At 65.8% G+C, this 18,603-nt stretch carries 17 protein-coding genes; all 17 read right to left on the bottom strand.

Annotation, left to right across the window (positions count from 1 at the left end):
• Positions 1 to 41: 41 nt before the first annotated feature.
• The 17 genes from AC1DE3_RS15240 to AC1DE3_RS15160 all read right to left on the bottom strand — a co-directional run bounded on the left by AC1DE3_RS15240 (position 42) and on the right by AC1DE3_RS15160 (position 18,588).
• Positions 42 to 824, bottom strand: coding sequence for a transporter substrate-binding domain-containing protein (locus tag AC1DE3_RS15240; protein WP_476778445.1), 783 nt, complete (start codon positions 822 to 824; stop codon positions 42 to 44).
• Positions 825 to 855: 31 nt separating this feature from the next.
• A complete protein-coding gene (locus tag AC1DE3_RS15235; RefSeq protein ID WP_441513173.1) occupies positions 856 to 1,629 on the bottom strand; it encodes an ABC transporter ATP-binding protein in 774 nt (257 codons plus the stop codon).
• Positions 1,630 to 1,742: 113 nt separating this feature from the next.
• Complete coding sequence (gene pdxR, locus AC1DE3_RS15230; RefSeq protein WP_476778444.1) at positions 1,743 to 3,242, bottom strand: MocR-like pyridoxine biosynthesis transcription factor PdxR; 1,500 nt, start codon at positions 3,240 to 3,242, stop codon at positions 1,743 to 1,745.
• 355 nt (positions 3,243 to 3,597) lie between these two features.
• Positions 3,598 to 4,671: an ABC transporter ATP-binding protein gene (locus AC1DE3_RS15225; protein WP_476852517.1), complete on the bottom strand. Its 1,074-nt coding sequence runs from the start codon at positions 4,669 to 4,671 to the stop codon at positions 3,598 to 3,600.
• Positions 4,672 to 4,673: 2 nt separating this feature from the next.
• Positions 4,674 to 6,389, bottom strand: a complete 1,716-nt coding sequence (locus tag AC1DE3_RS15220; protein WP_476778442.1) for an ABC transporter permease — start codon at positions 6,387 to 6,389, stop codon at positions 4,674 to 4,676.
• A 150-nt stretch (positions 6,390 to 6,539) separates the two neighbouring features.
• Positions 6,540 to 7,868 carry an ABC transporter substrate-binding protein gene (locus tag AC1DE3_RS15215; RefSeq protein ID WP_476778441.1) on the bottom strand — a complete coding sequence of 443 codons (1,329 nt, stop codon included), beginning with the start codon at positions 7,866 to 7,868 and terminating at the stop codon, positions 6,540 to 6,542.
• On the bottom strand, positions 7,862 to 8,842 hold the full coding sequence (locus AC1DE3_RS15210) for a TIGR01459 family HAD-type hydrolase (RefSeq protein WP_476852516.1): 981 nt from the start codon (positions 8,840 to 8,842) through the stop codon (positions 7,862 to 7,864). The genes AC1DE3_RS15215 and AC1DE3_RS15210 overlap by 7 nt, the downstream gene beginning before the upstream one ends.
• Complete coding sequence (gene phnE / locus AC1DE3_RS15205; protein ID WP_476778439.1) at positions 8,820 to 9,650, bottom strand: phosphonate ABC transporter, permease protein PhnE; 831 nt, start codon at positions 9,648 to 9,650, stop codon at positions 8,820 to 8,822. The genes AC1DE3_RS15210 and phnE (AC1DE3_RS15205) overlap by 23 nt, the downstream gene beginning before the upstream one ends.
• Positions 9,647 to 10,453, bottom strand: a complete 807-nt coding sequence (gene phnE, locus AC1DE3_RS15200) for a phosphonate ABC transporter, permease protein PhnE (protein ID WP_476778438.1) — start codon at positions 10,451 to 10,453, stop codon at positions 9,647 to 9,649. The genes phnE (AC1DE3_RS15205) and phnE (AC1DE3_RS15200) overlap by 4 nt, the downstream gene beginning before the upstream one ends.
• Positions 10,450 to 11,265, bottom strand: a complete 816-nt coding sequence (phnC, locus tag AC1DE3_RS15195; RefSeq protein WP_476778768.1) for a phosphonate ABC transporter ATP-binding protein — start codon at positions 11,263 to 11,265, stop codon at positions 10,450 to 10,452. Before phnC ends, phnE (AC1DE3_RS15200) begins: the two co-directional genes overlap by 4 nt.
• A 41-nt stretch (positions 11,266 to 11,306) precedes the next feature.
• Complete coding sequence (phnD, locus tag AC1DE3_RS15190; RefSeq protein ID WP_441513181.1) at positions 11,307 to 12,296, bottom strand: phosphate/phosphite/phosphonate ABC transporter substrate-binding protein; 990 nt, start codon at positions 12,294 to 12,296, stop codon at positions 11,307 to 11,309.
• Positions 12,297 to 12,412: 116 nt separating this feature from the next.
• The gene (locus tag AC1DE3_RS15185; protein WP_476778437.1) at positions 12,413 to 13,180 is read right to left on the bottom strand and encodes a DeoR/GlpR family DNA-binding transcription regulator; all 768 of its coding nucleotides are present in this window, start codon (positions 13,178 to 13,180) and stop codon (positions 12,413 to 12,415) included.
• Between the two features lie 162 nt (positions 13,181 to 13,342).
• Positions 13,343 to 13,771 (bottom strand): NUDIX hydrolase, encoded by a 429-nt coding sequence (locus AC1DE3_RS15180; RefSeq protein WP_476778436.1) that lies wholly within the window; start codon positions 13,769 to 13,771, stop codon positions 13,343 to 13,345.
• 76 nt (positions 13,772 to 13,847) lie between these two features.
• Positions 13,848 to 14,627 carry a 5'/3'-nucleotidase SurE gene (gene surE, locus AC1DE3_RS15175; RefSeq protein ID WP_476778435.1) on the bottom strand — a complete coding sequence of 260 codons (780 nt, stop codon included), beginning with the start codon at positions 14,625 to 14,627 and terminating at the stop codon, positions 13,848 to 13,850.
• 3 nt (positions 14,628 to 14,630) lie between these two features.
• Positions 14,631 to 15,779, bottom strand: coding sequence for an MBL fold metallo-hydrolase (locus AC1DE3_RS15170; protein WP_476778434.1), 1,149 nt, complete (start codon positions 15,777 to 15,779; stop codon positions 14,631 to 14,633).
• A 23-nt stretch (positions 15,780 to 15,802) separates the two neighbouring features.
• Positions 15,803 to 16,894 (bottom strand): ABC transporter ATP-binding protein, encoded by a 1,092-nt coding sequence (locus tag AC1DE3_RS15165; protein ID WP_476778433.1) that lies wholly within the window; start codon positions 16,892 to 16,894, stop codon positions 15,803 to 15,805.
• The gene (locus tag AC1DE3_RS15160) at positions 16,882 to 18,588 is read right to left on the bottom strand and encodes an ABC transporter permease (protein ID WP_476778432.1); all 1,707 of its coding nucleotides are present in this window, start codon (positions 18,586 to 18,588) and stop codon (positions 16,882 to 16,884) included. The genes AC1DE3_RS15165 and AC1DE3_RS15160 overlap by 13 nt, the downstream gene beginning before the upstream one ends.
• Positions 18,589 to 18,603 lie beyond the last annotated feature (15 nt).

Genomic DNA, 18,603 nt, shown 5'->3' with positions numbered 1-18,603 from the left:
ACCTCCGCGGCTCTCCGGTCGGCTGCCCCGTTTGCAGGCGATCAGGGCAGGACGCTGAACGACCAGTAGCGGTCGTTGATCGCCTTGAAGGAGCCGTCCTTGAACGAGGCGTTCAGCGCCGCGTCGATCTCGTCGCGGAGCGCGCTGTCCTCCTTGCGCAGCGCCACGCCGACGCCGGGACCGAACAGCGCGACGTTGTTGATCTCAGGGCCGACGAAATGGAATTTCTCGCCCCGCGGCTTCTGCAGGAAATCGCCGTCAAGCTTGATCGGCCCGGCGAAGGCGAGGTCGATCCGGCCCGATTGCAGGTCGAGCAGCAGGTTGTCGACCGTGTCGTACTGAGCGAGCTTCACGCCGGGGAATTCCTTGGTCATGAACTGCTCGTAGGTCGAGGAGCGCTGGAGCCCGACGGTCTTGCCGGCCAGTGCCTTCGGGTCCGGCTTGCCGTCAGCCGAGACCGGCTGGACGTTCAGGGTCTTGGCGCCGACGAAGCGGGCGGTCGAGGAGCGGTAGGGCACGCTGAAGTCGATCGACTTCTTCCGCTCGTCGGTGATCGACATGCTCGCCACGATCAGGTCGAACTTGCCGGCGAGCAGCGCCGGGATCATGCCGTCCCATTGCTGGCAGACGAAGATGAGATTGACGTTGAGGCGCTTGCCGATCTCGCGGGCCACGTCGATGTCGAAGCCCTGAAGCTCACCCTTGGCGTCGCGGAAATTGAAGGGCGGGTAGGTACATTCGCTGCCGACCTTGACGTCCTTCGCCGCTGCGCCCGCGGTGAAGGCGCCGAGCAATCCAGCGGCGACGAGAAATGGCTTCAGCATGTCGATCTCCCCTTTTGTCTGACGGCTCGATTCACAGGATGCGCTGCAGGAAGGCGCGGCAGCGCTCGGAGCGCGGATCGCCGAGGACCTGCTCGGGCGGGCCGCGCTCCTCGACGACGCCGCGGTGCAGGAACAGGACCTCGCTGGAGATCTCGCGGGCGAAGCCCATCTCATGGGTCACGATGATCATCGTGCGTCCTTCGGCGGCGAGCGTGCGCATCACCGCGAGCACCTCGCCCACAAGCTCGGGATCGAGCGCCGATGTCGGCTCGTCGAAGAGCAGCAGCGCGGGCTCCATCGCGAGGGCTCGGGCGATGCCGACGCGCTGCTGCTGGCCGCCGGAGATATGGGCGGGATAGGCGTGGCGCTTTTCGATCAGCCCGACCTTTTCGAGATAGGCTTCGGCGCGCTCTGTCGCCTCCTTGCGGCTCAGCCCAAGCACCTTGATCGGCGCCACCGCAATGTTTTCCAGAACTGTCAGGTGGGTCCAGAGATTGAAGCTCTGGAACACCATGCCGATACGGCTGCGCATCCGGTTGATCTGCTTGCGGTCGAGCTTTCCCTGGCCGGCGCCCTGCTGCGTCAGGCGGACCGTCTCGCCCTCGAAGCGAATGGTGCCCGCATCGGGAAACTCGAGGAAATTGATGCAGCGCAGGAAGGTGCTCTTGCCCGAGCCGCTGGCACCGATCATCGTGACGACGTCGTGGCTGCGCGCCGTCAGATCAAGCCCCTTGAGGACGGCAAGGTCCCCGAAGCTCTTCCTGACACCCTCGACTTCCAGGACTGTGCTGCGTTCGACGTTCATGAGAACTCCGCTGGTGCGGAGAACATGCGGGGCGGGGAAGGACCTCCCAAGGTCCAATTTTGCGATTTCGCTGGGGTCCAGTTTCGGCCTGGATCGAAAGCGCGCAAGCGCCGTTACTTGACGGTTTCGCAGGCCGCCTCGACGGCACGCACCACCGCTTCGGCGCAGGCCGGCAGCTTCTCGGTGCCGGTATTGCCGAAGCCGATGACGAGTCCGCGCCGGGCCGGGCCGCGGCAATATTGCGACAGAGCCGGGCAGTCTAAGCCCCAGCTCAGAAGCGACGCGGCGGCGGCGGTATCGTCGAACGGGACCCGGGACCTGATCGTGAGATGCAGACCCGCCGTGACCTGCGGGACAGTGAAGCGATCGCCGAGGCGCCGCCGCAGATGTTCGCCGAGCAAGAGCGAGCGCTCCCGGTAGATCGCCCGCATGCGCCGCAAATGCGCTGCCAGATGCCCCTCCGCCATGAAGGCGGCGACCAGCGCCTGGTCCGGCTGCGGCGCGTAGAGCGAGAAGACGCGCTGCGCCTGGGTGAAGGCTTCGATCAGGTTCGGCGGCACAACGAGATAGGCCAGCCTGAGGCCCGGTGCCAGAGCGCGGTTGAACGAGCTGGTATAGATGACGCGGGCATGGGGACCAGCGGCGAAGAGCGGTGGCTGTGCCTCTCCCGACCAGCGGATCTCACTGTTGAAATCGTCCTCCAGCACCCAGCCGCCATGGGTCTGTGCCCAGGCGAGCAGCGCCTGGCGCCGTGCCGGCGGCATCGAGCATCCGAACGGGTATTGCTCGACTGGAGAGATGACGACCAGTTTCGGCAGCGCCCCGACCTCAGCCCGGGTCGGGAGCGCGGCGGCGTCGAGCCCCATCTCGTCCACCGGAAGGGGGTGGATGCGCAGGCCGCTGAGCTCGAAGGTGGCGAGCTCGGCCAGGTGGCCGGGGTCCTCGACCGCGACGGTGTCGCCGACGTCGAGCAGGACATGGGCAACGAGCGCAGCCGCCTGGAGGGTGCTGCCGATGACGATGACCTGTTCCGGCGCACAGGCCAGGCCTCGCGCTTCTGCCAGATAGGCGGCGATCTGGTGGGTGAGGCCGGCGCGAGGATGGCCCACGCCATAGCCCGTTTGCGAGATGGCGCGCGAACGCCAGTGCCGCGCCGCGATCCGGCTGAAGATCTCATAGGGAAATTCGTCGAGCGCAGGCATGCCCGGACTGAGGCCCAGCATCTCCGAGCGCTCGGGTGGGAGGCGAAATTCGATCAAACGGGCCGCACGTTCCGACAACACGGTCTCGCCGGACGGCGGTGTGGACAAGCCGGGCGTAGCTCGTGTCTGGTGATCCTCGGGCAGGATCTTGTCGACGAAGGTACCGGAGCCATGGGCGCGCCAGACATAGCCTTCCGCCTCCAACCGGTCATAGGCTTGCACCACCGTATTGCGTGCGAGCGATAACTCCTTGGCCAGGATGCGGCTGGGCGGCAGTCGCGTGCCGCGCGGAAGCATCCCCTCGACAATGCCGGCGCGGAACCGGGCGAAGATCTGCTCATAGAGCGGGATATCGCTATCGCGCTCGAGCCTGATCAGGTTCCAGACGGGATAGTTGAACTGGTTGGCCATTCGCCCTCGTCAGGCTGACACGCTCCTTCCGAATGGACGCGGACGCCGGATTCTCCAAGCGGATTTCGCGGAACCGCTTTCGAGCGTGAGGCCGAGGGCCTATGTCGCCGAAGGCCGCTTCGACGGCTTCTGGTCCTCCCGCGCCAAGCTCTATCTCTGGGACCTCGCGGCCGGTTGATGCGGCATCCCGTCGGAGGATGCACGATGCTTGTCGAAGCTCGGCAGGTCCATCAGCGCCTGGAATACCGGGTGCATCACCGGCCCTTTGCGGAGCTTGGCAACGTCAGGTGCCCAAGTAAATTCCGGCGAACTCGCACAGGCGCCGCTTTGGCGGCTTCCCGATTGAGAAGGGTCGTCACTCCTTCAGCCAGAGAAGTGACGTCCGGGACAATGAAACCGTCAACTCTTGCCCGATCTGGAAGATCTCGCGACCGGATTGAAACGGTGTATCCACCGCCACCTCCGTTTCCCCAACCCTGATGAGATATCGGACGCTCGCCCCGAGGAATTCGCGCCCTGCTACGGAGCCAGGTAGCGAGATGCCGTCGGCACTCCCAGCCAGAGTCGCATGCTGCGGGCGAAAGACGAGCTTGGCGCCGGGAGCGACCTCATGGCCAACCGGCAGAACGAGGCCTCCGGCAAGCTCGAAGCCTCGGCCGTCGGCAGTGGTCCGTCCATCGAGGATGTTTGCGCTTCCGAGAAAATTCGCGACGAAAAGATTGGCTGGATTCTCATAGAGCTCCATCGGCGTCCCGACCTGCTGGACGATCCCGTCATTCATGACCGCGATCCGATCGCAGATCGTGTTTGCCTCCTCCTGGTCGTGGGTGACGAAGATCGTGGTCAGGCCGAGACGCTGCTGCAGATCGCGCAATTCGCGGCGTACATGCACCCGCATCTTGGCATCGAGATTGGAGAGCGGCTCGTCGAGCAGCAGCACCTTGGGCTCGACCGCGACGGTACGGGCGACCGCGACACGCTGCTGCTGGCCGCCGGAGAGCTGCGAGGGCCGCCGCTCGGCGAGATGGGCGAGGCCGACGAGGCCCAGTGCCGCCTCGACGCGACGCTCGACCTCGGCGCGCTTCACGCCGCGTTCCTCCAGCCCGAAGGCGACGTTGCGGCGCACCGTCATATGTGGCCACAGCGCATAGGACTGGAAGACCATGCCGACGTCGCGCTTCCACGGCGGCAGGTCGGTGATGGGCTTGCCGCCGATCCGGACCTCGCCGGCATCGGCATGGTTGAAGCCGGCGATCAGGCGCAAGAGCGTGGTCTTGCCGCAGCCGGAGGGGCCGAGGAAGGCGAAGAACTCGCCAGGCTTGATCGCCAGGTTGATGTCCTTGAGCACATGGTTGGTGCCGTAGGAGAGGTTGACGCCTTCGATGTCGACTGAGACGGCGGGTGTGGTCAGGGAGACGGTCGCGTTCATGATCAGTGGCCCATTCCCTTGGCCTTCTGGCTGCGTTCGATGATGAGATGGGAGAGGAAGGTGCAGGCCGCGACGAGGATCACCGCGACGACGCCGAGCGCCGCACCGGGGCCGCGCCCCGCCGCCGACTGCATGAAGACATAGAGCCCATAGGCCAGCGGCGCGTCGGAATTGGACTGCACCAGCATCAGCGTCGCCGAGAGCTCGACGGCCGCCGTCGAGAACGAGGTGACGAAGCCGGCAAGGATGCCGCCAGCCATCAGCGGCACGACGATGCGCCGGACCGTGCGCGCCGTGGTAGCTCCCAGGTTCTCGGCGGCTTCCTCGAGCGAGACCGAGATCTGCTGGAGCGCCGCATAGCAGGCGCGCAGGGCATAGGGCAGGCGCCGGATGGCGAGCGCCATCACGATGGTGATCCAGAGCGCGGCGAGAGGCGTCCCGTCCGGCAGGGTGATGCCGTAGAAGGTCCTGAGATACCCGATGCCGAGCACCACGCCGGGGATCGCAAGCGCGGCAGTCGCCATCCAGTCTAGCCATTCGCGGCCGACGAGCTTGGTCCGCAGCACGAGATAGGCGATGGCGACGCCGAGCACGACGTCGATGCCGCCGGCAATCGTCGCGTAGATCAGCGTGTTCTTGATGTAGACCGAGCTCTCGCCGAAGACGCGGGCGTAATGCGCCGTCGTGAAGGCGTCGGGCAGGGGCGAATAGGACCAGATCGTCGCGAAGGAGAGCAGCAGCAGGCCCAGATGCGGTGCCAGCACTAGCGCGAGGATCAGGATGACGATGCCGTAGCCGAACACGGCCTCCATCGGCGTCATCACCCGCTTGGCGAGGCCGCCGCCGCCGCGCTGCGTCGTGGCGTAATCGCGCCCCTTCAACGCCCTTGCCGAGAGCCACATCGCCGTGACCGAGGCGACGATCAGAACGACCGAGATGACATAACCCATCGGGTCGGCGATGCCGATCGAGGTCACCCGCAGATAGGCCTGCGGCGCCAGCATGTCCTTGACGTTGAGCAGGAGCGGGGTCGCGAGGTCGTCGAAGACCTTGACGAAGACGAGCGAGGCGCCGGCGAGATAGCCCGGCATGGCGAGCGGGAAGACGATCCGCCGAAACAGCCGGAAACCGGAGGAGCCGAGATTCTGCGCGGCCTCTTCCATGGCGCGGTCGACATTGCGGAGCGCCGCCGAGAGATTGATCAGGATGAACGGGAAATAATGGACGGATTGGACGAAGATGACGCCGTTCAGCCCCTCCATGAAGTCGATTTTGAAGCCGAACCAGTCGTCGAGCAGCAGGTTGATCGAACCGTTGCGGCCAAAGAAGAGCTGCATCGCCACCGCCCCGACGAAGGGCGGCATGATCAGCGGCAGGAAGCCGAGTGTCTGGACGATGGCCGCGCCGCGGAAGACGAACCGTGTCGTGAGATAAGCCAGCGGCAGGGCGAAGACCGAGGCCCAGACCACCGACATTGCAGAGACATAGAACGAGTTCCACAACGAGCGCATGAACAGCTCGGTGCGGACAAAGTCGTAGAAGTTCACCAGCGTGAAGGTCGAGGTGCCCTTCTCGGTGAAGGCGACATAGATCACCGTCGCCACCGGCAGCACCAGGAACATCAGGAGGAAGGCGGCGATCGCCAGCGCCAGTGCGATCTGGCCGGGCGTGCCGGCGATGCGACGGGGGCGGGGAGCCGAGGTCGGATTGGCTGTCATGAGATCGCTGCGCGGGCTGTCATCCCGTGCGCGCCGCGGCATGAAAATGCCGCTGCGCAGACACGGGACCGTCTTCAGGAAAGGCGCCTCTTCGTCACGCGGTCCCGCATCTGCGCCGCAGCGCGCTCGGGATGACATGCGCGGGAGAGCTTACTTCGCAGCCTTGAGAGCCTCCTCCGCCTTGGCCCTGGCCTTGGCGTAGTTGTCGCGGGCGAAGCTCGCCCACTGACTCTCGACCTCGGCCTGGCGGGCGCCCTTCTCCTTGGCGCCGGTGAAGGCGCCGCGCAGCTCCGCGCTCGCGGCCTGCGCCTCGCTGACCGGCATGGCGGCGAGCAGCACGCGGGCTTCCTCGGCCAGCGCCTTGGCCTTGTCGTTCGGCTTCTTGGCCAGGGCCGCATCGACCTCGTGCAGCACCTTGCTGACGCCCTTCAGCGCATCGAGCTGGAAGGAGATCAACTGGTCGAACAAGGTGTCGACCACCGCGGTGCGCTGCTCCGACTTGTCGACATCGAAGCCGATCATCTTCTGGAAGCGCGGATCGGTGAAGGGGTTCGGGTAGTCGACGCCGGCCTTGGCATAGACGGCGGGATTGACCGGCAGGCGGCGGATGCCGGGCTCGAGCAGCACCTCCTGGCCGGCGGGCGAGAGCAGGAACTCGATGAAGGCTTCGGCAGCCGCCTTGTTCGGCGGGTTGGCGACGATGCCGACATTGGCCGGGACCACCGTCGTCACGCTCGGATAGACGAACTTCACCGGGAAGCCCGAGGCCTGGGCCGAGAAGGCGAAGAAGTCGATGACGATGCCGACGCCGACCTGGCCGGAATTGACCTGTTCGGGCACGCCGAAGGAGCGCTCGTTGATCGAGCGGAAATTGCCGGCCATCTCCTTGATGGTGCGCCAGCCCTTGTCCCAGCCCTCGCCCTGCAGGATCGTCTCGATCGTCAGGTGGGTCGTTCCGGAGCGCGACGGCGCCGCGATCGCGACATGGTCGTAGAAGATCGGCTTGGCGAGGTCCTGCCACTCCTTGGGCTCGGGCAGTTTGTTGGCCTTGGCATAGCGGTCGTTCCACATGATGCCGTAGCCGGAGGCGGCAAAGCCGAAATAGTAGCCCTGCGGATCGTTGATCGGATAGGAGCCGATCTTGTCGGGGATGCCGGTCGCCTTGGGCTTGTAGGCGGTGAGCAGCTTCTTGCCCTTCAGCACCTCGAAGGCGTCGGGCGCCGAGGCCCAGAACAGGTCGACCTGGTTGTTGGCCTTGGTCTCCTCGACATATTTCACACCGGCATTGGTGTTGCGGTTCTGCACTTCGAGCGTGACGCCCGGAACCGCCTTCTCGAACGCCTTCTTGATTGGATCCGTGACATCCTTCGAGAATGAGGTCACGACCGTGACCTTGCCCGACGACGTCTGGGCGAAGGCCACTGCAGGCAGGCTCACCGCGCCCAGCGCGGCGGCGATCACGAAACGGCGCGTCAACATTGTGAATCTCCCTCCGAGGTATTGTTGGTTGGGATGAGCCCGGCGGAACTGCTCATTGTTCCACTGTCCGGCTCCCAGGCGAATGTCGGCAGGCAATAGCGCGGCGCGCCGGCGTTGCGGGCGAACAGGTCCTCGCAGCTTCGCCGAAACGCCTGGCTGCCTTCGTTCCAGCTCAGTTCGTCGCGATGAATGCCGCCGGCGATGAAGAGGCAATCCACGCCGGCGCGCGCCGCGCCGGCCAGGTCGTGTTCGAGCGAGTCCCCGATCGCGAGCAGGCGGCTGGGAGGCAATCCCAGCCGCTCCAGACAGGTGCGATAGATGCGCGCCTCCGGCTTGCCGTGATAATGCACCGTCCCGCCCATCCGCTCATAGGCGAGAGCGACTGCTCCGGGCGCCTCGAGCAGACGCCCGCCCGGATGGATACGGTGGCGATCCGGGTTGCCGCAGATCATCGGCAGCCCCAGTCGCAGAGCTCGTTCGAGTACGGGCCGCCACCCGGCGGACGACTGCCTCTCGGCATCGATGCTGAGCGTGAAGAGAAAATCCGCCTCCTCGGGGGCTTCCACGAGGGTGAGGCCCAGGCCGTCGGCGAGATGTTGCTCGCCGGGCCGCGTGAGCGGCAGGCAACGCTGGCCGAGGTCTCGGTAGCCGGGCTCATCACGCCTCAACAGCGCATCCCGGGCATCGTCGCCGGCGGAAACCACAACGTCGTAGAGGTCGCGGTGAAAGCCCATACTGGCGAGGATCGCGTCGTTCTCGCTGCCTCCGCGTCCCGAGTTCGAGAGGATGATGACGCGCTTGCCGGCTGCTCGGAGCGCCCGAAGGCAGGCCACGGCTCCTTCGTGAGCGGCAGCGCCGTCGTGCAGCACCCCCCACTGATCTAGCAGGAAACCGTCGTAACGCCTGGCCAGCTGCGCCACGCCCTCCACGAAGATTGTCTGCCCATGCAGATCAGACGATGCGAGAGCGGACATAGGCCGAAAGCGCCTCGCTGATGATGACGATGCCGAGGATGGCGATCAGGATCACGATCGCCTGCGACCAAGCGAATTGGTTGATCGAGGCGTAGAGCAGGAGCCCGATGCCGCCAGCGCCGACGAAGCCGAGCACGCTCGACTCCCGCACATTGATGTCCCAGCGATAAATCGAGGTGCCGATCAGCACCGGCAGGATCTGCGGGAGGATCGCGATGCCATAGACCTGCAAGGTGCTTGCGCCGGTCGATTCCACCGCCTCGATCTGGCCGCCATCGACCTCCTCGATCGCCTCGGCGACGAGCTTGGCGATGAAGCCGATCGAGCGGGCCGCCACCGCGCAGATGCCGGCGACCGGCCCCGGCCCGAAGATCGCGACGAAGAGGAGGCCCCAGATCACCGTGTTGATCGAGCGGGACAGCACCAGCATGGAGCGTCCGATGAGCCAGGTCACCTGGTTGTAGGTGGTGTTGCGCGCCGCGAGGAAGGCGACCGGTAGCGCGAAGACGATGGCGATCATCGTGCCGAGCGTCGCGATGTGCAGCGTCTCGATCAGCGGCTGGACGATGCGCGGCAGATAGGACCAGCGCGGCGGCCACATCCGCGAGATCAGGTCGGCCGCCTGCTCGTGGGCATCGGCGAAGAAGGCCCACTCGATGTCGAGCGCCGAGACCGACCACGCCGCAGCGACCGCGATGCCGCCGAGCCAGAGCCAGTGCACGATGCGCTCGCGCAGCGAATAGCGTTCCCACTGGTCGGGATAGCGGCGCATCGGCGCGCGGTCCTGCGGGAGCTGATGCGCCGTCATCTCAGCCTCCGCCTGGCCCAGTCGCTGAACCATTCGCCGAAGGCGACCATCGCCGCGATCGTCAGCAGGATCGCGCTGGCGAAGTCGAAATCATAGCGCGAGAACGAGGCCGACAGCGTCTGGCCGATGCCGCCGGCCCCGACGATGCCGATCACGGTCGAATGCCGGAGGTTGGAATCGAGCCGGTAGATCAGCACGCCCAGCGTCTTGACCAGGACCTGCGGGACGACCGCGTAGAAGAAGGTCTGGCCGAAGCTTGCGCCGGTGGCACGGATCGCCTCGACCGGGCCCGGCTTCATGTTCTCGATATCCTCGGCCAGCATCTTGCCGAGGAAGATCGCCGAGGAGAAGGCGAGCGTCAGCAAGCCGGCGACCGGGCCGAAGCCGAACAGCTTCACGAAGAAGATCGCGATGATGACCTCGTGGAAGGTCCGCCCCGTGACGATGAAGGCACGTGCCAGCAGATAGAGCGGCCGGGGCGAGAGATTGGCCGCGGCCGCGATGCCGATCGGGATCGACAGCACCGCGCCGATGATCGTCGCGGCGATGGCGATCTGCACGCTCTCGACCATGCCGGTCAGCAATAGCTGCCAGCGGCCGAAATCAGGTGGAACCATGCGTGCGAGGATCGTCCAGGCGCGCGGCAGGCCGGCGAGGATGCGGGCCGTGTCGACATTGAGCGTCGAGAGCGACCAGACCAGATAGGCAACCACCAGCATCCAGAATACCAGCCGCCGGCCGGGGCTGCCAAAGATGCTGGGCGCACGCCATTTGCTGGGATGGGAGGCTGCCGCCACCGTCATGACAGTGCGCCGAGCGGGGCCATCGTAGCGCTCGCGGGAGAAGTCTCGGCCTCCTCGTCCGTCGGGCTCGACCAGTCCTCCTCGCCATAGATTCGCGTCAGCGCCGCATCGGTCAGGGCCGGGGCCTCCGCATCAAAGACGACCAACCCGTCCTTCATGCCGATGATGCGGTCGGCATGGGCGCGGGCGAGCGCGACGTCGTGGATATTGATGATGGCCGGCGTCTGGCGCTCCGCGACGAGCTCGCGCACGAGGCGCATGATCTGGCGCGACGTCTTGGGATCGAGGCTCGCGGTTGGCTCGTCGAGGAGCAGCAGGTCCGGCCGCTGCATCAGGGCGCGTGCGATGCCGACACGCTGGCGCTGCCCGCCGGAGAGCGCGTCCGCCCGCTGGTTGTGGTAGCCATCGAGGCCGACGCGGTCGAGCAGGGCGAAGGCCGCCTGGATGTCCTCGGGCGGGAAGCGGTAGCGCAACGAGGCAAGGAGGCCGGTATAGCCGAGCCGCCCCGACAACACGTTCTGCATGACGCTGAGCCGCTCGACCAGATTGTATTCCTGGAAGATCATGCCGATGCGGCGCCGTGCGGCGCGCAGGCCACGCCGGTCGAGCGCGACGATATCCTCGCCGGTGAGCCGCACGCTGCCCGCAGTCGGCTCGACCAGCCGATTGATGCAGCGGATGAACGTGCTCTTGCCGGCCCCCGAGGAGCCGATCACCGCCACGAGCTGCGGCCTGTCGATCACGACATCGACCCCGCCGAGGGCCTTCTTGCCGGTTGGATAGACCTTGGTCAGCCCCTCGACGGCCAGCAGCGGCGCGCCGCTGCCTGCCGCCGCCCCGAACGCCGCCGACATCAATCGCCCTTCAGCTTCGAGAGGCCGTCCTGGGTATAGGTGATGCCGCTGTTGCTCTGGATCAGGATGATGTCGCTCCAGGCGTCCTTGTAGCTGAGCTCCTTGAAGCCTTTGGTGTCCTTGAACTCCTTGGCGAGCGCGGAATTAAGGAAGTCGAAGGTCAGGAAGGCCTGCTTGATCCTGGCCTGCAGCTCGGGCTTGAGGTCATGGGCGAGACCGAAGGCCGTGCGCGGGAACGGGCTCGACTCATAGACGATGCGGATGTCGTCGCGCTTGAACATGCCGCGATCGGCCATACGCTCGACGACGCTGGAGGCGACCGGCGCCGCGTCATAGTCCTTGTTGACCACGCCCATGATCGAGTTGTCGTGCTTGCCCGAATAGAGGACCTCGTAGTCCTTGCCGGGTACGACGCCCTTCTCCTTGAACAGGATGCGCGGCGCGGTGTCGCCGGAGTTCGACGAGGGCGCGACATGGGCCACGCGCTTGCCCTTGAGATCAGCGATGCTCTTGATCGGCGAATCCTTCGGCACGATGAGCTGGAGCGTGTAGCCGATCGAATCGTCCTTCTTCGCCATTGCGACAATCGGCACGAAGCCTGCGAGATTGACCGCAAACGGCGTCGGTCCACTGGCGACGCCCGCGATGTGAAGGCGCCCGGAGCGCATCGCCTCGACCTGCGCGGCATAGGACTCGGCGCCGAACCATTTGATCTTCTTGCCGGTGACCTTGCTCAGATGGGCGAGGAAGTCGGCGAAGACGTTTTCGTAGACCGACGGATCTTCGACCGGCGTGTAGGAGAAGATCAGCGTATCGGGGTCTTTCTGTTTCGCCGCATCGGTCGGCGTGTCGGCGAGCAAGTCGCGATTGGCGTCGCAATAGCGTGCATCGAGCGTCCCGCGGTTCGCACAATCCTGCGCCTGCGCGGAGCCCGCGAGCCCGACACCAAGAGCGAACAGGCAAAGGAACGCGGTTTTGACGCGCAGCATGGCAACCTCCCCGGAAGCGGCGCCTGTGAACAGCGCTCGTGTAAGATTTCTTCCATCCTGATCAATATCGATCAGCGTGACAAGGGTTGCCGGCTACTCAGATGCCACTGCGCCTCCTAGGCGACCAGCCAGCGACTGCCGCTCTTGAGCCAGGCTTGGCGTAGCGGCTCGGTCGGTGCGGCATCGACGACGAACAGGTCTACCATGCCTGGCTCGGCGATCCTGGCGGTGCCGACTTGGCCGAACTTGCTGTGGTCTGCGAGCACGGCCGTCTGACGAGACCGGGCCATCGCCGCCTGACGAACGGCAATCTTCTCGAGATCGAAGTCCATCGGCGCACCGTCGTCGTCGAAACCACCGGCGCCGAGAATCGCATAGTCGAAGCGGAAACCCGCAATCATGCTGATGGCCTGCTGGCCAACGAGGGACCCGTTGGCACCGCGGGTGATTCCGCCTGTGACCACGACCTCGAACACGCCGCCCTGGCAGAAGATCTGTGCGACCGAAACACTTGCGGTCACGACACGCAGTCCCGGCTTCCCTAGCAATGCACGGGCTGCGGCTTCTACAGTGGTGCCAACGTCGAGGAACACCGAAGCGCCTGGTGGAACGACGTCCGCCAGAGCCGCTCCGATCCGCTGCTTGCCCTTGGGGGAAATGGTGAGTTTCTGGGCGTAGGCCGAGCGGATGCCGCCCGACGCCAGGCCGGCGCCGCCATGGAAGCGTTGCAGATAATTCTGTTCCTGCAGACGGATGATTTCGCGCCTGATTGTCTGGGTCGACACGCCGAAGCGAGCTGCGAGAGTCTCGATCGTCGTGAAGCCGACTTCCTGCACAACGGCGAGAATCTGTTTCTGGCGAGAGGTGAGGCCGAGCGTCGGCATATAGCTCCACCGGCAATGGGGGGAAGTTCGATTCCGAGCCCTAGTAACAACGAATGAAAATATGGGCCAAGCCCTGTCGTGCCGCGCATCGGTGCATCCTATGCGAATGCGGCATTCGGCCTCGCCAAGCGCCCGACGGATGCAACATTGGCTAGGTTGGCATCAGAGCTTCAGCGTAGCCAGCACCTTTCTAAGTCCCGGCTCTTCCACAAGGTCGGCCGCGTCCTTCAGGCTAAACCAATGTCGCAGGCGCTGTGCCTGTTCGGGCCACTGGGACAACTGCTCTGTAACAAGCAAGGGATAGAGGCGAACTTTGCAGAGCCTGAATTCGGCTTCCATTCGCTTCCAATAGAGATACCGCCCGACGGCCTTCTTTTTCATCAGCCCAACCGCGCCAGCCTCTTCACGCGCCTCTCTTGCTGCCGCGTCATGAGCTTTCAGTCTCTTGATCGGCCACCCCTTTGGCACGGTCCAGCGTTTTGTCGAACGCGTAGTGACGAGCAGAACCTCCCAAGAACCGGCGGCTGTCCGTCGAAGCGGTAACGCTCCGACTTGCAGATTAGCCTTGCCGTTTTCCCGGGGTTTTTTCATTGCACCAGTGTGGTTTCGAGACGCCGCGCTTTCTGGCGGACTCACAGGAGCCCGGCGAGACGATCTCGCCAAGACGCTATTGCTCAGCTGTCGCGACCGGGGCAGGGGACAGCGCGGCGTTGAGCCCGGCGGCGAAGCCGTCAGGCAGCGGCGCCCCATCGATCCAGCAATGGCGGACGATGGCGATCCGGCCCGAATCGATCAGGCTGTTTTCGTCGCCGGGCCGGCTCGTATGAGGCCGGCCGCGCCGGATGCGCCAGATGATGCGCTCGCCATCATCTGACTTTACATCGGCCGCTCCTGCGATCTTGTCGCGGCCAATCGTGGCGAGGCCTGCCTCTGCCGGCAGGTCTTTCGGCAGGTTGACGCTGAGATAGGCGCCCTCGCGGCTCCAGAGCGCGCGACGCTGCCAGAGATTCTCGATCAGGGCGGCGAGTGCCGTGATATCCCGTTCCTCGGATGCGCCGCCCTTGGTACGCGAGAATCCAATCGCCGGAACGTCCCAGAAGCTCGCCTCGCGCGCAATTGAAAGCGTGCCGGAATAGGCGGCGTCTTCGGCGGCGTTGCGACCGTCGTTGACACCGGACAGGACGAGATCGGGACGGCCTCCATCGCGGAACAGCACGGTCATGGCGGCGACGACGCAATCGGCCGGGGTGCCGTCCAACGCGTAGACCTGCTGCTCGCGACGGGTCAGCGTCAGGTCGCGATCGAAGGAGAGATGGTGGCTTGCTGCCGTCCATTTCCGCTCGGGGGCGACGACCCAGATATCGGACGCCACGCGGGAGGCGGCCTGACGGAGCAGAGCGATCCCGGCCGCGTTGATGCCGTCGTCATTGGCGATGAGGATGCGCATGGCTCAGATCTCGATCTTGTCGCCGGGCTTCAAGTCGGCCACGAGGCGGGGGATGGTGGCGGCGAGATGGCGGGCAGTTGTGGCGTCGCAGGAATGGGCGAGCACGCGACCGGCGCCGTTGGCCGCGGCGATGGCGGCATTCTCCGGCAGCGTGGGATGGGTTGGGAACCGCAGCCAATCGGCTTTTCCGGCAGCGCGCAAAGCATCGGCCGGGCTGCCTTTCGGGATATGGCCGGTCAGCAGCACAGGATGCCCCGCGCGCTCCGCCTGGTGGAGCGCAGCCTTGGAGGGACCTGCGAGCCCCATTCCGTCGTCACAGAGCAGGGCGGCCGGAGGCAGCGGCTGCCCCTCTTCCCAGAGGAGTGCAGCGGCGAGGCGGTGCGACAAAACCTCGGCGATGCCGGGCTTCAGCCAGCCGCTGGCGGCGATCTGTGCGGCAAGGGCGTTTCGCATCGAAGGGTGGATTGCGATCGGCCCCCCGATCAGCCCGATCAGTTCGATTGAACGGCCGGATAGCGGGGTCGGCAAGACACTCCCTTGCGGATGGCGGTCCAGCCAGCGCGTGATGGCAGCGCCACGCTCGGCGGCGGGGACATTGTCGGCACCATAGGACGCATCGACGAGCAACAGGTCGCTGGCTGGCAGCGGGTCCATCGCGAAGACGGGGCTGGCCGGCACGACATCGCCGCAGTAAACAAGCCCGCGCCCGCCCGCGGAAAGATGGCACCAGACGCCGCCCACGACATGGCCGCTGCGGCCCGTATGAATGGTCAGCGGACCGATGGCGAATTCCCGGCCGGGCGCGATGGTCTCGATAGCGGCCATCCGCACGAGCGCATGCTCTTGCGGCGTCGCATAGGCGGCGAGTGTGGCGTCGGCTTCAGCCGCACTCTCGGTCGTCATCAGGATCCGGCCCATAAAGCCATGCGCGAGGCACCAGCCCAGTGCCGCGACATGGTCCTCATGGGCATGAGTGACGATGATCGCATCAAGGCGCTCGAGCTCGGACGGGCTGATCGCAGGGTAGTAGCCAGGGCCTCGCGGCACGCTGGTGTCGACACCAGCATCGAGCAGAAGACGCGTCCCGCCTTCCTCAACGCCGATGCAGGTGCGGCCCTTCTCGCCGACGCCGCCATGAATGGTCAGTTTCATACGCAGATCTCATACGGCCGATGTCATGCGGCCTTGTCCGTGACGCCGTGCTCCGGAATCACCCAGCCGTCATTGATGGCGATGCGGATCGCCTCGCCTGCCTGGGCCGGGGCCGGCTCGGCGGCGTCGAGATGCAGGATGACACCTTCGTTCGCGGCCGGCCGTGCCTCGAGCCGAAAGTACCCGCCCTGATAGGACAGCCGCTCGACATCGGCGGAAAGGCCGCTGTCTCCTGCGGGCGCGATGCCGATGTCGCGTGCACGCAGGCAGAGCTTCGCCCGTTCGGTGACGGTCTGGTCGGGCCGGCAGCGCACTACCGCCTCCACGCCGAGCACGCTGACCTTGCAGCGGCCGGCCTGCGGCGCGGAGAGCACCGCCGCCGGCAGGACCATGCCCTCGCCGATGAAGCCGGCGACGAGGGCGTTCGCGGGTTCCCGGTAAAGCATGGAAGGCGTAGCGAGCTGGAGCAGCCGGCCACGGTCCATCACGGCGATGCGGTCGGCCAGCGCCATCGCCTCGGCCTGGTCGTGGGTGATGTAGACCATGGTCGTTCCCGTGCGCTCGTGGAAGCGGGCGAACTCGTCCTCCATCGAAGCGCGCAAATGCACGTCGAGATTGGCGAGAGGCTCGTCGAGCAGCACCAGCGAGGGCTCGGTCACGAGGCACCGGGCGAGCGCGACGCGCTGGCGCTGGCCGCCGGAGAGCATGCCGGGGCGGCGCTCGGCAAAGCCGTTCAGGCCGACGAGCTCGAGCGCTGAAGCGACGCGGCGCGCCCGCTCGGGATCGCGCACGCCGGCGACGGTGAGTCCATAGGCGACGTTCTCCGCCACCGTCATATGCGGCCAGAGCGCATAGGACTGGAAGACGATACCGAGCTTGCGGTGCTCGGGCGGAACATGGGATTCCGCTGACGAGACCAGCCGGTCGCCGATGCGTATCGAGCCGCCGTCGAGCTTGTCGAAACCGGCGATCTGACGCAGCAGCGTGGTCTTGCCGCAGCCAGAGGCGCCGAGCACGGCGAGGAATTCGCCGTCCGCGACATCGATCGAGACGTCGTCGAGTGCGATAAAGGAGCCGAAGCGCTTCTGCGCCCGGTCGATGGTTAGTCGCGCCACGGCAGGACTCCCTGGGGCAATCTCTGGGCGAAGAGGGTGGTGGAAGCCATCAGCCCGACGGTGACGAGCACGGTGATCGTCGCCAGCGCCGAGGCATAGGTGGAATCACCGCCCTGCTCGAACGAGAAGACCACGACGCCCAGCGTCTCGGCCCCCGACGACCAGAGCAGTGCGGAGACGGTGAGTTCGTTGAAGGCGGTCAGGAAGATCAACAGCGCTCCGGCGACCGCGGCAGGGGCGACCAACGGAAAGATGACCGTGACGAGGCGGCGCGGCAGGCTGGCACCCGCAATCTGTGCAGCCTCCTCCAGTGTGCGATCGACCTGAAGATATCCGCTGACGACCGGTCTCAGGCCAAGCACGAGGAAACGGGCGAGATAAGCGAAAACGATGATCCAGACGGTGTTGTAAAGCGAGATACCGAAGATCGGTCTGAGGAAGAGCAGAATGGCGGCGATTGCGAGCACGACGCCCGGCATCGCATAGGGCAGCTCGGCGGCAAGGTTCAGCAGGCGCAGGGTCCGGGATTTCTTCCAGACGAGGAAATAGCCGAGCGGCACGCAGATCAGCACGATGGCGAGCGCCGCCCCGGCCGACATCAGGAAGCTGTTGACGAAGGCGCGCTTCGAGGCGGCGTGCTCGATCAGCACATAGGCATAATTGGCGAGCGTCGCCGTCGCTGCATTGAGCGGCACGCCGAAGGCCGGGATCAGCGACGTCGTCAGCAGGCCGAGGAAGGGCAGCGCCAGGACGAGGACCGCGAAGGTCCAGAGCAGGATCTCGACCGGCGCCCGCCAACGGCCGAGCTCGAAGGGCCGCGCGGCGGTGGAGGTCGTGGTGATGCGGAAATCGCGACGGCGCATCATGAAATCCTGCAGCAGGATGCCCGCCATCGCGATGGCGCCGATCAGCAGGGAGAGGATCGCGACTTCGGAGAGCACGCCAGGGCCGAGGCCGGCCAGGCGCTGATAGATCAGCGTCGGCAACACCAGAAAGTTGCCGGGGATGCCGAGGAAGGCCGGTATGCCGAAATTGCCGAGGCAGGAGACGAAGCAGAGCGCTATGCCGGCGACGAGGGGCGGCGTCATCAGCGGCAGCACGACGGTGCGCAGCACCGTGAGCGGGCCGGCGCCGGCGGCAAGCCCGGCCTCGATCAGTTCCTTGGGCAGAGCGCGAAGCCCCGCACGCAGGGTCAGAAAGACCAGTGGCGCATATTGGATGCCGAGCAGCAGTATGATGCCTTCGCGCGAATAGAGCGGGTTGCGGCTGCCGAGCGGCGGAGCCAGTCCGATCACCTTGAGCAGGGTGCTCGACGGGCCGAAGAGCTGCAGCCAGGCGAGAGCCGTGACCTGCGGCGCGATCATCAGCGGCAGGACGAAGCAGAAAGTGAAGGCGTTGCGGGCGCGGATGTCGGTCAGCGTCGCGATCAGCGCGACCGCGCCGCCGATCAGGACCGCGAGCACGGTGCCTGCTATCGCCGTGACGAGGCTGTTCCAGGTCGCAGTCCAGGTCGCCGGGCTGGCGAGCACCTTGCCGAGCGCGGTCGTCGAGAGCTGGCCGCCAGGGGCGAAGCCCTCGACGACCAGTCGCCCGATCGGTAGCAGCGACAGTACGGCGACGAGACCGACGAGACCCCAGAGAAGGCCCGCCTCCTCGACGCGCGTACGAAGCGTCGCGGTATCAGCGAGGGACATGCGCACCCAGCCGGC

The organism is Allobosea sp. 10L417 (assembly GCF_056395485.1).
The sequence above is the reverse complement of the archived record's forward strand: the minus strand, read 5'-3'. Positions and strand labels throughout refer to the sequence as shown.